This is a genomic window from Streptomyces xiaopingdaonensis, from assembly GCF_000262345.1.
In the GTDB taxonomy this organism is placed as follows: Bacteria; Actinomycetota; Actinomycetes; order Streptomycetales; family Streptomycetaceae; genus Streptomyces; species Streptomyces xiaopingdaonensis.
Genome location: NZ_AJTQ01000124.1, coordinates 1 through 13,016, shown reverse-complemented (window position 1 = coordinate 13,016; position 13,016 = coordinate 1). Strand labels below are relative to the sequence as shown.

Genomic DNA, 13,016 nt, shown 5'->3' with positions numbered 1-13,016 from the left:
GGGACAGGTGCTCAGCTTCCGCGGTACGCCTCCAGCTCGACCTCGACGAGCGCCCGCGTGTCCGCGAGCCCGGCGACGACGAGCGCCGTCGCCGCGGGACGTACGCCCGCGAAGAGTTCCCGGTGCGCCCGCGCGGCCTCGTCGAGATCGCGCTCGTGGACGAGATGGACGCGGGTGCGCACGACCGCCTCGGCGCCGAGGCCGTACGCGCGGAGCGCCGAGAGCGCCCGCGCGAAGGCCGCCCTGGTCTGCTCGTACGGATCGCCCTCGCCGAGGAGGACACCGTCCTCGACCGGCAGCGTCCCGCCGACGAGAACCCGGTCCCCGGCCGCGACGGCACGCGCGGCGCCGAACCGCTCCGGGAAGGAGTCGGCGGGGGAGGTCACCCGGTCTCCGCGACGGCGGCGAGCGCCTCCTCCAGCGTGAACGCCTCGGCGTAGAGCGCCTTGCCGACGATCGCGCCCTCGACGCCCTCCGGGACGAGCGAGGCGATCGCCCGCAGGTCGTCGAGGGAGGAGACGCCGCCCGAGGCGACGACCGGGCGGTCGGTGGCGGCGCAGACGTTGCGGAGCAGCTCCAGGTTGGGGCCCTTGAGGGTGCCGTCCTTGGCGATGTCGGTGACCACGTACCGTGCGCAGCCCTCGGAGTCGAGGCGCTCCAGCGTCTCGTAGAGGTCGCCGCCGTCCCGCGTCCAGCCGCGTCCGCGGAGCGTCGTCCCGCGGACGTCGAGGCCGACCGCGATCCGGTCGCCGTGCTCGGCGATCACCTTCGCGACCCACTCGGGCGACTCCAGCGCCGCCGTCCCGAGGTTGACCCGGCGGCAGCCGGTGGCGAGCGCGGCGGCGAGCGAATCGTCGTCGCGGATGCCGCCCGAGAGCTCCACCTTGATCTCCATCGCGTGCGCCACCTCGGAGATCGCGGCGCGGTTGTCGCCCGTGCCGAACGCGGCGTCGAGGTCGACGAGGTGGAGCCACTCGGCGCCCGAGCGCTGCCAGGCGAGCGCGGCCGAGAGCGGGTCGCCGTAGGAGGTCTCGGAGCCCGACTCGCCGTGGACGAGGCGGACGGCCTGGCCTTCCCTGACGTCGACGGCGGGGAGGAGTTCGAGCTGGCTCATCGGGGGCTGGTCCTCACGTGCTGATCGGTTCGGAATGGCGGCTCAGAGGGTGGCGACCCAGTTCGCCAGCAGCCGGGCGCCGGCGTCGCCGGACTTCTCCGGGTGGAACTGGGTCGCCCACAGGGGGCCGTTCTCGACGGCGGAGACGAAGGGCTCGCCGTGCGTCGTCCAGCTCACCTTGGGTGCGGCCAGCGACGGGTTCGCCGTCTCCAGCTCCCAGTCGTGAACGGCGTAGGAGTGGACGAAGTAGTACCGCTCGTCGGCGGGGAGACCGGCGAACAGGCGCGAGTCCTCGGGCACGGTGACGGTGTTCCAGCCCATGTGCGGCACCGTCTCCGCTCTCAACGGGCCCACGGTGCCCGGCCATTCGTCGAGCCCCTCGGCCTCCTCGCCGTGCTCGATCCCGCGCGAGAAGAGCACCTGCATCCCCACGCAGATCCCGAGGACGGGACGGCCGCCCGCGAGCCGCCGCCCGACGACCCAGTCGCCCCTCGCCGCACGCAGCCCGGCGATGCAGGAAGCGAAGGCGCCGACGCCGGGGACGAGGAGGCCGTCGGCCGCCATCGCCGCGTCGTACTCCTTGGTGATCTCGACCTCGGCGCCCGTCCGCGCCACGGCGCGCTCGGCCGAACGCACGTTGCCGAAGCCGTAGTCGAAGACGACCACACGCTTGCCGTTGCTCATTCCCACACGTCCAACCGCAGCACACCGGCGAGGAGCGCCATCGCCGAGCAGATGCCGAGCAACACCACCACGCCGGTGGGCAGCTTCTGCTTCCAGAAGGAGACCGCGCCGCCGGCGAGGAAGAGACCGACGAAGATCAGCAGGGTGGAGAGGCCGTTCACCGCTCCACCGGCTTCCGTGTCGCGAACTCCACGGCTACAGCGCCCCCTTCGTCGAGGGGATGACCCCCGGCTGCCTCGGGTCGGGTTCGCTGGCGTACCGCAGGGCGCGCGCCAGCGCCTTGAACTGGCACTCCACGATGTGGTGCGCGTTGCGCCCGTACGGAACCTCCACGTGGAGCGCGACCTGCGCCTGGGCCACGAAGGACTCCAGGATGTGCCGCGTCATCGTCGTGTCGTAGGAGCCGATCATGGGCGCCATGCCCTCCGGCTCCACGTGGACGAGGTACGGGCGGCCCGAGAGGTCGACCGTCACGCGGGCGAGCGACTCGTCGAGCGGCACCGCCGAGTTGGCGAAGCGCACGATGCCGCGCTTGTCGCCGAGCGCCTCCTTGAAGGCGGCGCCGAGCGCCAGCGAGGTGTCCTCGATGGTGTGGTGGGTGTCGATGTGCAGGTCGCCGTCGGTCTTGACGGTGAGGTCGAAGAGGCCGTGCCTGGCGAGCTGGTCGAGCATGTGGTCGTAGAAGCCCACGCCCGTCGATATGTCGGCCTGCCCGGTGCCGTCGAGGTCGATCTCGACGAGGACCGAGGTCTCCTTGGTGTTGCGCTGCACGCGTCCGGTGCGGCTCATTGTGCGATCTCCTTCATCACTGCGCGCACCGCGTCGAGGAACGCGTCGTTCTCCTCCGGGGTCCCCGCGGTGACCCTCAGCCGGCCCGGGACGCCGTTGTCCCTGACGAGGACGCCGTGCGCGAGGAGCGCCTCCCAGACGGCGTGCGCGCCGCCGGGCCCGTCGAACCTGCCGAACTGGACGAAGTTGGCGTCCGAGGCGGTCACCTCGCAGCCGGCGTCGCGGAGTTCGGCGACGATGCGGTCCCGTTCGCTCTTGAGCTGCTCGACGTATCCGAGCAGGGTATCGGTGTACTCCAGCGCGGCGAGCGCGGTGGCCTGGGTGACGGCCGAGAGGTGGTACGGCAGCCGCACGAGCTGCACCGCTTCGACGACGGCGGGGTCGGCGGCGAGGTAGCCGAGCCGCAGGCCCGCGGCGCCGAACGCCTTCGACATCGTCCGCGAGACCACCAGCGTCGGCCGGCCCTCCAGCAGCGGCAGCAGCGAAGGGCGGTGCGAGAACTCGCCGTACGCCTCGTCGACGACGACGAGCGCGCCGTGTTCGGGCCGCGCGCGCTGCGCCGCCTCGTGGAGCGCGACGACCGTCTCCGCCTCCACCGCCGTCCCCGTCGGGTTGTTCGGCGAGCAGACGAAGACGACGTCCGGGCGGTGGGCCTCGATCGTCCGCACGGCCGCTGCGACGTCGATGGTGAAGTCGTCGTTGCGCGGCCCGGAGAGCCAGGCGGTGCCGGTGCCGCGGGCGAGGAGCCCGTGCATCGAGTACGAGGGCTCGAAGCCGAGCGCGGTACGGCCGGGGCCGCCGAAGGTCTGGAGGAGCTGCTGGAGCACCTCGTTGGAGCCGTTCGCGGCCCAGACGTGCGCCTCGGTGACGGCGTGGCCCGTCATCCGCCGCAGATAGCAGGCGAGTTCGCTGCGCAGCTCCACCGCGTCCCGATCGGGGTAGCGGTTGAGGGTGCGCGCCGCCTCGGTGACGCGCTCGCCGATCCGCTGCACCAGCGGCTCGGGGAGCGGGTAGGGGTTCTCGTTGGTGTTGAGCCGGACGGGGACGTCCAACTGCGGGGCCCCGTAAGGGGACTTGCCGCGGAGTTCGTCCCTGATCGGCAGCTCTTCTGTGACTGTCACGTGCTCTCGGGTGCCTTTCCGACGGCGCCCTCAGGCGCCCTGCTGCTCGGGGAAGCGCGCGGTGACCGCGCTGCCGTGCGCCGGCAGGTCCTCTGCCTCGGCGAGCGCCACCACATGGTGGGCGACGTCGGCGAGGGCCTCGCGGGTGTAGTCGACGACGTGGATGCCGCGCAGGAAGGACTGGACCGACAGGCCCGAGGAATGGCAGGCGCAACCGCCGGTCGGCAGCACGTGGTTGGAGCCCGCGCAGTAGTCGCCGAGCGAGACGGGGGCCCAGGGCCCGACGAAGACGGCGCCGGCGTTGCGGACCCGTGACGCCCAGCGCGCCGCGTCCTCGGTCTGGATCTCCAGGTGCTCGGCCGCGTAGCCGTCGACCACGGCGAGGCCGTCCTCCAGCGAGTCGACGAGGACGATGCCGGACTGCCGGCCACCGAGCGCCTCGGTGATCCGCTCCCGGTGCTTCGCCGCGGAGGTCTGCACCTTCAGCTCGGCCTCCACCGCGTCGGCGAGCCGCTCGGAGGGGACGACGAGGACCGCGGCGGCGACCGGGTCGTGCTCGGCCTGGCTGATGAGGTCGGCGGCGAGGTGCGCCGGTTCCGCCGTCTCGTCGGCGAGGATCGCGATCTCGGTCGGGCCCGCCTCCGAGTCGATGCCGATACGCCCCTTGAGGAGCCGCTTGGCTGCGGCGACGTAGACGTTGCCGGGGCCGGTGACGAGCTGCGCGGGCCTGCACTCCTCGGTGCCGTAGGCGAACATGGCGACAGCCTGGGCGCCGCCGGCCGCGTGGACCTCGTCGACGCCGAGGAGGGCGCAGGCGGCGAGGATCGTCGGGTGCGGGAGGCCGCCGAACTCGGCCTGCGGAGGCGAGCTGACGGCGAGCGACTCGACGCCCGCCTCCTGCGCGGGAACGACGTTCATGACGACGGAGCTCGGATAGACGGCCCGACCGCCCGGGACGTAGAGGCCGACGCGCTCGACGGGCACCCACCGCTCGGTGACGGTGCCGCCGGGGACGACCCGGACCGTGGAGTCGGTGCGCCGCTGGTCGCGGTGGACGGCGCGGCCCCGCTCGATCGACTCCTCCAGGGCCGCGCGGACCCTCGGATCGAGCTGCTCCAGCGCCTCGTCGAGCGCGGCCTGCGGTACCCGGACGCTGCTCTGCGTGACGCCGTCGAAACGCTGCGCGTACTCGCGGAGCGCCGCGGTGCCGCGATGGCGCACGTCGTCGCAGATCGGCCGCACCTTCTCCAGGGCGGCCTCGACGTCGAGTTCGGCACGGGGCAGCAGCTCGCGCGCGCGGGCGTCGGAGCCCGGCGCGGAGCCGCGCAGATCGATTCGGGAGATCACGACTCCAGTCTCTCAGACACCGCGCGAGTCCCCGACATCGTTCCATCCTTCGGTACACCTTCGTGTACACCTCGTGCCCGAGCGGGCACCGACCATCGGCGCGAGGCGGCCCGGGGACTCCCACCGTTCCCGCCGTTCACGCCAACCGACCGCCGGCGCAGGCCGTTTGGGGACACGGGACGGCTAACGTAGCGCAACGAACCGTCCGTCACCGGGTGCTGCGGTGTGTAGCCGGGAGTGGCGGGCGGAATCACCAGAGGAGAGCGGGGTCACTCGGAGCGACCCCGGCAGAGGCTAAGGGGCTGCGCTACGTGACCGATCCGCAGAGTGCAGGGGACCCGCCCGCGGGGCTGTCGCTCTCGACGGCCGAGTGGGCGCTGTGGCAGGCGTTCCGCAACGGCAGCACGCTCGACCTCCGCAGCGGACGCGCGGAGCACGACGATCCGAACGGCGACGCCGAGTGGGGCCCGGAGCGCACCGTACGCGCCCGCGTCGTCGCGCTGCTCCTGCTCCACGGCCCCGCCGCGCTGCTGGGCCGCGTGACCTCGCTCCACCTCGTCGGCGCCCAGGTCCGCGGGTGCCTCGACCTCTCGGGCGGCAGCGTCGACCCGTTCTTCGAGTTCCGCCACTGCCGCTTCGAGGACGAGGTGCGGATGCCCGAAGCGCACGTGCGCACCGGCAGGTTCGTCGACTGCTACCTGCCGAGGCTGGAGGCCGCCCGCCTCACCACCGAGGGCGACCTCCACCTGCCGCGGTGCAGCATCCCCTCCGGCATCCGCCTCACCGACGCGGTGATCGGCACCGACCTCCTCCTCAACCAGGCCACGATCGGCAGCGCCCCGAGGGACGGCGCCCTCCCCGCCCCCTCCCTCGCCGACGCCGCGCACCGGCCGACGCGGCTGCCTGCCCGCGCCCGCGCCATCGCGGCCGACGGCATCAGCGTGGGGCAGGAGCTCCAGGCGAGCCTGTTACGCACCGACGGCGAGGTGAGCCTCCGCGGCGCGACGATCGGCTCCTCGCTGGAGATGCTCGGCACGGTGCTGCGCAACCGGCACGGCCGACACGCGCTCTACGCACCGCAGTTGACGGTCGAACAGACGGCGAGCTTCGCCGACGCGCACCGCAGCCAGGCCGCGCACCTCCAGGGCACGCCGACGAGCGCCATGCCGGTGGCGACCGGCGGACGCGTCGTGCCGCGGGACGCACGCTGGCGCACCAAGCGGTTCGAGTGCACGGGCGGGATGGTCCTCGACGACGGCAGGTTCGGCTCCGCGCTGATGATCGAGAACGCCCGCTTCGTCCTCCAACGCGACCAGGAGCTGTCGCTGCGGCGCATCACGGCGCCCGAGCTGGCGTTCACCCCGCAGCCTCCGGAGCGCGGCCTCGTCGTCCTCTCCGGCGCCACCGTCGAGAAGCTGCTGGACCGGGTGGGCAGTTGGCCGGACGGGCAGCGGCTGTGGATGGCCGGCTTCAGCTACCGGCACGCGATACCGAAGGAGGGGCACTTCAACGTCCGCGAGCGCCTCGCCTGGGTCGCCTCTGCCACCCCCGAGTACAGCCCGGAGCCGTACGAGCAACTCGCCACCGTCTACCGGCAGAGCGGCGAGGACACCAACGCGCGCACCGTCCTCCTCGCCAAGCAGCGGCGCAGGCGCGAGACGCTGCCCCTCGTCGGCAAGGTCTGGGGGTACCTCCAGGACTGGACGGTCGCCTACGGCTACCGTCCGGCGCAGGCCGCCGTGTGGATGGCGGTGCTGTGGGCGTCGGGAGCCCTCTGGTTCGCCGGCCATCCGCCCACCGAGGTCGTACCCGAGGAGTCTCCGCAGTGGAACGCGCCGCTCTACGCGCTCGACCTGCTGCTGCCCGTGATCAGCTTCGGCCAGGACACCGCCTGGGACCCTCCGGGGAACGGGCAGTGGATCGCGGCCCTGATGATCGTGCTCGGCTGGACGCTCGCCACCACGGTCGCCGCCGGCGCCACCCGCCTGCTGCGCAGGCAGTGACGCCGTGCCGGCCGCCCGCCGAGCAGCGAGCTGCCCGCACGGTCGCCACAGCCGCCCCGTAAGGCTTTAGGCTTACCGGTCGTGACCACCGCGCTTCCGCTCTTCCCGCTCAACTCGGTACTCTTCCCCGGCCTCGTGCTGCCGCTGAGCGTCTTCGAGCCCCGGTACCGCGCGCTCGTAGGCGACTTGCAGGCGCTCCCCGAAGGACAGCCGAGACTCTTCGGCGTCGTCGCCATCAAGGACGGGTACGAGGTGGCACCGACCGCCATCGGCCTTCCCGACTCGGCGCCGCCCGCCGGCACGGAGCCGGCCGCCGGCTTCGGCCCGGAGCCGATCCGCGCCTTCCACGAGATCGGCTGCATCGCCGACGCCTCGACGATCCGCGAGACCGCCGGCGCCCTCGAGGAGGAGGACGCCGAGACACCGGCCGAGCGGTTCGAGGTCCTCGCCACCGGCACCACGCGCTTCCGGCTCCACTCGGTCGACGCGAGCGGCCCCTACCTGACCGGCGAGGTCGAGGAGCTCCCCGAGGAGGAGGGCGACGGCGCGGGCGCGCTCGCCTCCGGGGTGCTGCGGGCCTTCCGCTCGTACCAGAAGCGGCTCGCGGGCGCGCGCGAACGGACGCTCGCCGAGGGTCAGGAACTCCCGGACGAGCCGTCCGTCGTCTCCTACCTCGTCGCCGCCGCCACGATCCTCGACGTCCCCACGAAGCAGCGGCTGCTCCAGGCGCCCGACACCGCGACGAGGCTCGCGGACGAGTTGCGCCTCCTGCGCCGCGAGACCTCGACGATCGCCAAGCTCCCCTCGGTCCCGGCCGTGGACCTGACCAAGTCGCCGACCAGCCCCAACTGACCCTCCGCCGACGCGAGTCGGCCCGCAGGAGAACCGCCCATGGCGAAGAAGAAGCAGGCCGCCGCGCCGACCCCGGCGGTGGCCGCGGCCTCCGCCGCAGGCGTCGCCTTCACCACCCACGCGTACGCGCACGACCCGGCGGCACCGTCCTACGGCGGCGAGGCGGCCGAGGCGCTCGGCGTCCCGCCCGCGCAGGTCTTCAAGACGCTCGTCGCCGAGGCAGGAGGGGAGTTGACGGTCGCCGTCGTGCCCGTCTCCGCCTCGCTCGACCTCAAGGCGCTCGCCTCGGCGGCCGGCGCCAAGCGCGCCGTCATGGCAGAACCCGACGCCGCCGAGCGCGCCACGGGGTACGTCCTCGGGGGCATCTCCCCGCTCGGCCAGCGCCGCCGACTGCGCACCGTCCTCGACTCCTCGGCGGCCGAACTCCCCACCGTGCACGTCTCCGCGGGCCGCCGCGGCCTGGAGATCGAGCTGGCCCCCGACGACCTGGCACGTCTCACCGACGCCGTCCTCGCGCCGATCGCCCGGTCCTGAACCCCGCACCCGATCGGCGTGCGGGGTACGGGAGTTCGCCGGCTCAGGCGGACGGCTGCGGCTGTCCCGGCGCCGCGCCGCCCGGCTCGTCCTCGCGCTCGACGAAGACCGCGGTGAGCACGAGGTGGACGAGGACGGCCGCGAACGGCCAGGCGAGCAGTGCGCCCTTCGCCTGGAGGCGGAGCGGCGCTTCGAAGGTGGCGTTCTTCCCCGCCTCGGCCGCGGCCTTCGCGAGGTCCTGCTCGGGCCCGAGGACGGTGCCGACGCCCCAGGCGAGCAGCGAGGCGAGCAACCCGCCGACGGCGAGCCCGACGGCGAGCCCCATCCCGCCGCGCCTGCGGACGAGGAAGAGGACGACGCCGCTGACGGCACCGAAGGCGAGCCCCACGAGCGTGAACACCCCGTCGGCACCCACGGCTTCCTCGCCCTCGGGGTCCTTGAGGTAGACCGCTGCGCCGTCCGTGAGAAGCGGGACGCGCGGGGCGAGCCAGAGCCAGAGGAGGCCAAGCAGCACACCCGTGACGCCGACGGCGAGTGCGCAGAGCGCCCCGTCGCGCAGCTCCTTGCGGAGGTCCACCGGCTCGGGCGGCGGGGCCGCCGCGCCCCAGGCCGAGTGCGTCGCGCCCTGGTCGGCCGAGTAGGGCGGCGGTGCGGCGGGGCCGTAGCCCCACGCGGGCTGCGGGGAGCTGGAAGGGTCGGGGCGGTGGGGCTCAGGCGTCGGTGCGGTCACGGACGCCATCGTGCCAGGCCCGACGGCGGACGCGTGGGCCGACCCGGAAGCGGATGGCCCGCACAACCGTCGACGGGCGGTCGCCGGCGCGCAACCGTCAGCGCGCGGCCGCCCAGCGGTACGCCCGCGTCGCGACGGCGAGCGAGACGAGCCCGACCGCCGCGCACACGCCGAGGTCCACGAGGATCGCTCCCCAGGCCGGGCCCGGCGAGAAGGTGGCCGCGAGCGCCTCGACCCCGTAGGTCGACGGCAGCAGGTCGCGCAGCCACTGCACGGGGAGCGGCAGCCGCTCCGGCGGCAGCACCCCGAGCAGCAGCGCCGCCGACATGCCCAACTGCCCGCAGAGCGTCGCGAGTTCGGGACGCGGCGCGAGGAGCCCCAGCGCGGCTCCGAGGCCGGCCAGCGCCGCACCCGCGAGCGGGATGACGGCCGCGAGAATCCACAGCCCGGCGAGCGGGAGCTGGAAGAGGAGGCTTCCGGCCACGGCGGTGAAGACGACGCCCGGCACCGTGAAGGACGCGTACGCCCCCGCCGTCCCGAGGACGACGGACGCGGGCGGCGCCGGCAGCGTCGCGTAGTGGTCCAGGCCGCCGCCCGCGCGCAGCCGGCCGAAGTACTGCGCCAGCAGGTTGAGTCCGACGAACGCCACCACGAGCACGCTCGCGCCCGAGACGACCGCCCGCGCCTCGTCGCCGCCGTCGACGACCCCGCGCATGAGCACCATGATGCCGAGCGACTGGAAGGTCGCGACGAAGAGCAGCGGGATCCGCGAGACCTTCGCCCGCGACAGTTGTGCCCGGTAGACGGCGGCGAGCGCGGGGACGAACCCCGCGCCGGGCGCGAGCGCGGCCTGTTCCGGCTCGGCTCGCCGCGGTCCGGCGGTGGTTGCGGCGTTCTCCGTCGCGGTGGTGCTCACACCCTGCCCCTCGTCGTCGGCCGTCCCGGCCGGCTCGCCCACTCGTCGCGTACGGCGCCGCGCCCCGGCCTGCTCACGCCTTCACCAGGCCCTCGCCGCTGCCGCCGAGCGCCAGATAGACGTCCTCCAGGCTCGGCGTCGCCAGCGTGAAGTCGTCCAGCGCGGCGAACGCCGCCCCTCCCGTGACGGCGGTGACCGCCGAGCGCGCCTGCTCGGGCGGCAACCGCAACGTCCACCTGCGCCCCGACACGGCGGCGCTGCCGTGGAGTTCGGCGACCTCGGGAACGTCGAGCGGCGCCCGTTCGCGCCACACCAGTTCGACCCGTACGTCGTCCCCGACGAGCGCCTTGAGCCCGCCGGGGGTGTCGCAGGCGATCACCCTGCCCGCGTCCATCACGGCCACCCGGTCGAGCACCGTCTCCGCCTCGATCACGTTGTGCGTCACCAGGACCACGGTGGTGCCCCGCGCCCTGCGCCGGTCGACGGCGGCCCACACGGCACGGCGGGCGTGCGGGTCCATGCCCGTCGTCGGCTCGTCGAGGACGAGGAGCGGACGGTCGCCGACGAGCGCGGCCGCGCAGCAGGCGAGCCGGCGTTGGCCGCCGGAGAGGCGGTTGAGCGGGCGGCTCCGGAGCGCGGTGAGCCCCAGCTCGTCGAGGACGGCGTCGGACTCCCCGACGGCCGCGGCGGCGTCGAGGCCGCGGAGCCTCGCCGTGGTCTCCGCCGCGAGGCGGACGGTGAGTTCGTCGAGCGCTGTGGACTCCTGACCGAGGTAGGCGAGGAGCCGGGCCGCCCGCGCGGGGTGGCGGACGAGGTCGTGACCGAGGACGCGGATCGTGCCGCTGTCGGGTCGCAGCAGGCCGGTGAGCTGGCGTACGAGGGTGGACTTGCCGGCGCCGTTCGGGCCGAGGAGGCCGAAGATCTCACCGCGGTGCACACGGAGGCTGACGCCGTCGCTCGCCCGCACCGGTGGCACGGCGGGGCCGCCCCGGCGGGCGCGTCCCTGCCGGTACGTCTTGACCAGCTCCCCCAGCTCCACGGCGACCTGCGCGGGTGCCGACTCCACGCTCTCCACCGCCTGCCGAGTGCCCGATTCCACGAACCACGAGGGTACGCGCCGCCGCCTGGCGCACGGCCGTCAGCCCCCCGCCGGGGTCACTCGCCGGCCGGGGCGTGCTCGGACCGGGCTGCGGTGAGGTCGTCGACCTGGCGCCAGAAACCGGCCCGGATCGCGTAGCGGTCGTGCTCGTCGATCTGGTCGTCCTTGTGCGCGAGCAGGCCGAACCGTGCGGCGTAGCGCAGGAGTTCACCGTCGATGCGGTGCGGGATGCGGGGGTACTCGGTGGAGAGGCGCTGCACGTCGCTCCGGTTGGTGAGGCGTTTGAGCCAGCGGCGCGCGAAGACCTGCCCGACCTCGAAAGGGTCGCCGCTCACCTCGGTGATGTCCTCCTCGCGGTCGGCCCACCGCTGCTCGGCCGAGGTGAGCTGGGCGAGCATCGGCAGCCCGGCGGTCTCGGGCGACTCTCCCGAGGTGCGGTCGATCATGCCCTTGTCCGAGGACCAGCGCAGGGTGGCGCTGGGAAGGACGCCGTTGGCCGCCGAGGCGCGGCTCAGCCCCGCGAGGTCCTTGGGCGTGGGCACGCCCTGGTTCTCGGCGCGGGGCGCGGGGGCCTGGCCGGTCTCCGCCGCCGGCTCGGCGCTGCCGTGCTCGGATCGGGGCGCCTCGTCGGCGAGTTCGGCCCTGCGGTTGCCGTGGGCGCTGCCGTTCTTCGACGTCTCGGGGAGCGGCGCGGAGAGGATCGCGGCGATCTCGGGGCGCGGCTCCTGCGGCGCGCAGGGCGCGACCGGTTCCTTGGCGCGGGCCACGCCGGTGAGCCAGGCGCGGTCGAGGACGCGGCGCTCGTCCGCCTCCGCTACGAGGTCCTCCGACTGGTTGTAGTCGCCGTCGGCGGCCTGCACCGCCCACAGGTGGACGGCGACGCCGTGCTCCTTCGCCGACATCAGTCCGGGCAGCAGGTCGCCGTCGCCGGTCACCAGCACGATGTCGGAACAGGCCCGGTTGCGGGCGAGTTCGGTGAGCTCGGCGTGCATCGCCGCGTCGACGCCCTTCTGCGCCCAGCGCCCGTCGGTGCGGGTGAGCGCGCCGAGCCGGACGGTGACGCGGGGCATCACGCGCAGCCGGCGGTGCTCGGGTTGGGGGACGCGGTCGGGGGCGCCGTCGAACCAGTAGATGCGGAGCAGGGAGCAGCCGGTGTCGTCCTCGGCGCGCTCGCGGAGGCCGGCGACGAGCGCGGCGTGGTCGACGCTGATCCGGGAGCGCACCGGCTCGCCGGCGAGGAGGCTCGCCGCAGCCCCCAAAAGGTACCCGGCGTCCACCAGGACAACGCAGCGGTTCACGATCCACCCACTCCCGTCGGCATGTCCCACCTGGGCTGCCTGCTTCGAGGTCTCCCGGAGCTTTCTTCGGGTTCTTCGAGTCTGCCCGAGCGTACGGGTGTTAGCAGCCCGCATCGAACGTCGGCGTGGCGTTGTGGCCACCGGCTCCGGCCTCCCGACCGGCCCAAGTGCCGCCGTGCCGGCCCCGCGAGGGCACGACGGGGCTGCCGTGCGCGGCCCGCGGGCGGGCGCTCCGCCGGTGCCACCCGACGTCGGACCGGCACACTTCGCCCCAATCGTCCGACATGCGGACTTTCATCCCTCGTGCAACGCTTGCCGTGGTCGACCGGTTCGAGGTCCCCAGGAGGCGAACGGACATGGCCAAGCACAACAAGCAGCGCAAGCAGGCCGCGCAGAAGCAGGGACGCAGCAGCGCGGAGGAGGACCAGGAGCGGATGCAGGGCTCGACCGCCGAGCCGCCGCAGTCGAAGGCGCAGGGCAGCCCGGCCGACGTGGCGCGCAAGCACCAGCGACGGTTCGGCCACAACTG

Annotated in this window: 14 protein-coding genes; 3 read left to right on the top strand and 11 right to left on the bottom strand. The window is 73.9% G+C overall.

Annotated features, from left to right (window positions below):
• Positions 1–11: 11 nt before the first annotated feature.
• Genes UWG_RS0109785 through hisD form a run of 7 tightly spaced genes read right to left on the bottom strand, consistent with a single transcriptional unit; the run spans position 12 to position 5,055 of the window.
• Positions 12–386 carry a Rid family hydrolase gene (locus tag UWG_RS0109785; RefSeq protein ID WP_016907026.1) on the bottom strand — a complete coding sequence of 125 codons (375 nt, stop codon included), beginning with the start codon at positions 384–386 and terminating at the stop codon, positions 12–14.
• Complete coding sequence (priA, locus tag UWG_RS0109780; RefSeq protein ID WP_016907025.1) at positions 383–1,114, bottom strand: bifunctional 1-(5-phosphoribosyl)-5-((5-phosphoribosylamino)methylideneamino)imidazole-4-carboxamide isomerase/phosphoribosylanthranilate isomerase PriA; 732 nt, start codon at positions 1,112–1,114, stop codon at positions 383–385. Before priA ends, UWG_RS0109785 begins: the two co-directional genes overlap by 4 nt.
• A gap of 42 nt (positions 1,115–1,156) precedes the next feature.
• Positions 1,157–1,798 carry an imidazole glycerol phosphate synthase subunit HisH gene (hisH, locus tag UWG_RS0109775; protein ID WP_016907024.1) on the bottom strand — a complete coding sequence of 214 codons (642 nt, stop codon included), beginning with the start codon at positions 1,796–1,798 and terminating at the stop codon, positions 1,157–1,159.
• The gene (locus UWG_RS33365; RefSeq protein ID WP_016907023.1) at positions 1,795–1,959 is read right to left on the bottom strand and encodes a hypothetical protein; all 165 of its coding nucleotides are present in this window, start codon (positions 1,957–1,959) and stop codon (positions 1,795–1,797) included. The genes hisH and UWG_RS33365 overlap by 4 nt, the downstream gene beginning before the upstream one ends.
• Before the next feature lie 34 nt (positions 1,960–1,993).
• Positions 1,994–2,587, bottom strand: a complete 594-nt coding sequence (gene hisB, locus UWG_RS0109765; RefSeq protein WP_016907022.1) for an imidazoleglycerol-phosphate dehydratase HisB — start codon at positions 2,585–2,587, stop codon at positions 1,994–1,996.
• Positions 2,584–3,708, bottom strand: a complete 1,125-nt coding sequence (locus tag UWG_RS0109760; RefSeq protein WP_016907021.1) for a histidinol-phosphate transaminase — start codon at positions 3,706–3,708, stop codon at positions 2,584–2,586. The genes hisB and UWG_RS0109760 overlap by 4 nt, the downstream gene beginning before the upstream one ends.
• Positions 3,709–3,738: 30 nt before the next feature.
• Positions 3,739–5,055: a histidinol dehydrogenase gene (hisD, locus tag UWG_RS0109755; RefSeq protein ID WP_016907020.1), complete on the bottom strand. Its 1,317-nt coding sequence runs from the start codon at positions 5,053–5,055 to the stop codon at positions 3,739–3,741.
• Positions 5,056–5,366: 311 nt separating this feature from the next.
• Here hisD and UWG_RS0109750 point away from each other — a divergent pair, with 311 nt between their 5' ends.
• From UWG_RS0109750 to ybaK, 3 genes are all read left to right on the top strand, one after another.
• Positions 5,367–7,058 (top strand): hypothetical protein, encoded by a 1,692-nt coding sequence (locus tag UWG_RS0109750; protein WP_016907019.1) that lies wholly within the window; start codon positions 5,367–5,369, stop codon positions 7,056–7,058.
• A gap of 81 nt (positions 7,059–7,139) precedes the next feature.
• The gene (locus UWG_RS0109745; RefSeq protein WP_016907018.1) at positions 7,140–7,910 is read left to right on the top strand and encodes an LON peptidase substrate-binding domain-containing protein; all 771 of its coding nucleotides are present in this window, start codon (positions 7,140–7,142) and stop codon (positions 7,908–7,910) included.
• Positions 7,911–7,949: 39 nt separating this feature from the next.
• Positions 7,950–8,444: a Cys-tRNA(Pro) deacylase gene (gene ybaK / locus UWG_RS0109740; RefSeq protein WP_016907017.1), complete on the top strand. Its 495-nt coding sequence runs from the start codon at positions 7,950–7,952 to the stop codon at positions 8,442–8,444.
• A gap of 43 nt (positions 8,445–8,487) precedes the next feature.
• Here the strand turns inward: ybaK and UWG_RS0109735 are convergent, their stop codons facing one another.
• The 4 genes from UWG_RS0109735 to UWG_RS0109720 form a co-directional block, all read right to left on the bottom strand.
• Positions 8,488–9,174, bottom strand: a complete 687-nt coding sequence (locus UWG_RS0109735) for a hypothetical protein (RefSeq protein ID WP_016907016.1) — start codon at positions 9,172–9,174, stop codon at positions 8,488–8,490.
• Positions 9,175–9,271: 97 nt separating this feature from the next.
• A complete protein-coding gene (locus UWG_RS0109730) occupies positions 9,272–10,090 on the bottom strand; it encodes an ABC transporter permease (RefSeq protein WP_033196061.1) in 819 nt (272 codons plus the stop codon).
• Between the two features lie 73 nt (positions 10,091–10,163).
• Positions 10,164–11,165, bottom strand: coding sequence for an ABC transporter ATP-binding protein (locus tag UWG_RS0109725; RefSeq protein WP_016907014.1), 1,002 nt, complete (start codon positions 11,163–11,165; stop codon positions 10,164–10,166).
• Positions 11,166–11,245: 80 nt separating this feature from the next.
• Positions 11,246–12,487 (bottom strand): NYN domain-containing protein, encoded by a 1,242-nt coding sequence (locus UWG_RS0109720; protein ID WP_029391317.1) that lies wholly within the window; start codon positions 12,485–12,487, stop codon positions 11,246–11,248.
• Positions 12,488–13,016: the final 529 nt, after the last annotated feature.

Bases quoted from the DNA above. Each gene is read 5' to 3' on its own strand.
- hisH (WP_016907024.1), bottom strand. From the start codon at position 1,798: ATGAGCAACGGCAAGCGTGTGGTCGTCTTCGACTACGGCTTCGGCAAC.
- ybaK (WP_016907017.1), top strand. From the start codon at position 7,950: ATGGCGAAGAAGAAGCAGGCCGCCGCGCCGACCCCGGCGGTGGCCGCG.
- hisB (WP_016907022.1), bottom strand. From the start codon at position 2,587: ATGAGCCGCACCGGACGCGTGCAGCGCAACACCAAGGAGACCTCGGTC.
- priA (WP_016907025.1), bottom strand. From the start codon at position 1,114: ATGAGCCAGCTCGAACTCCTCCCCGCCGTCGACGTCAGGGAAGGCCAG.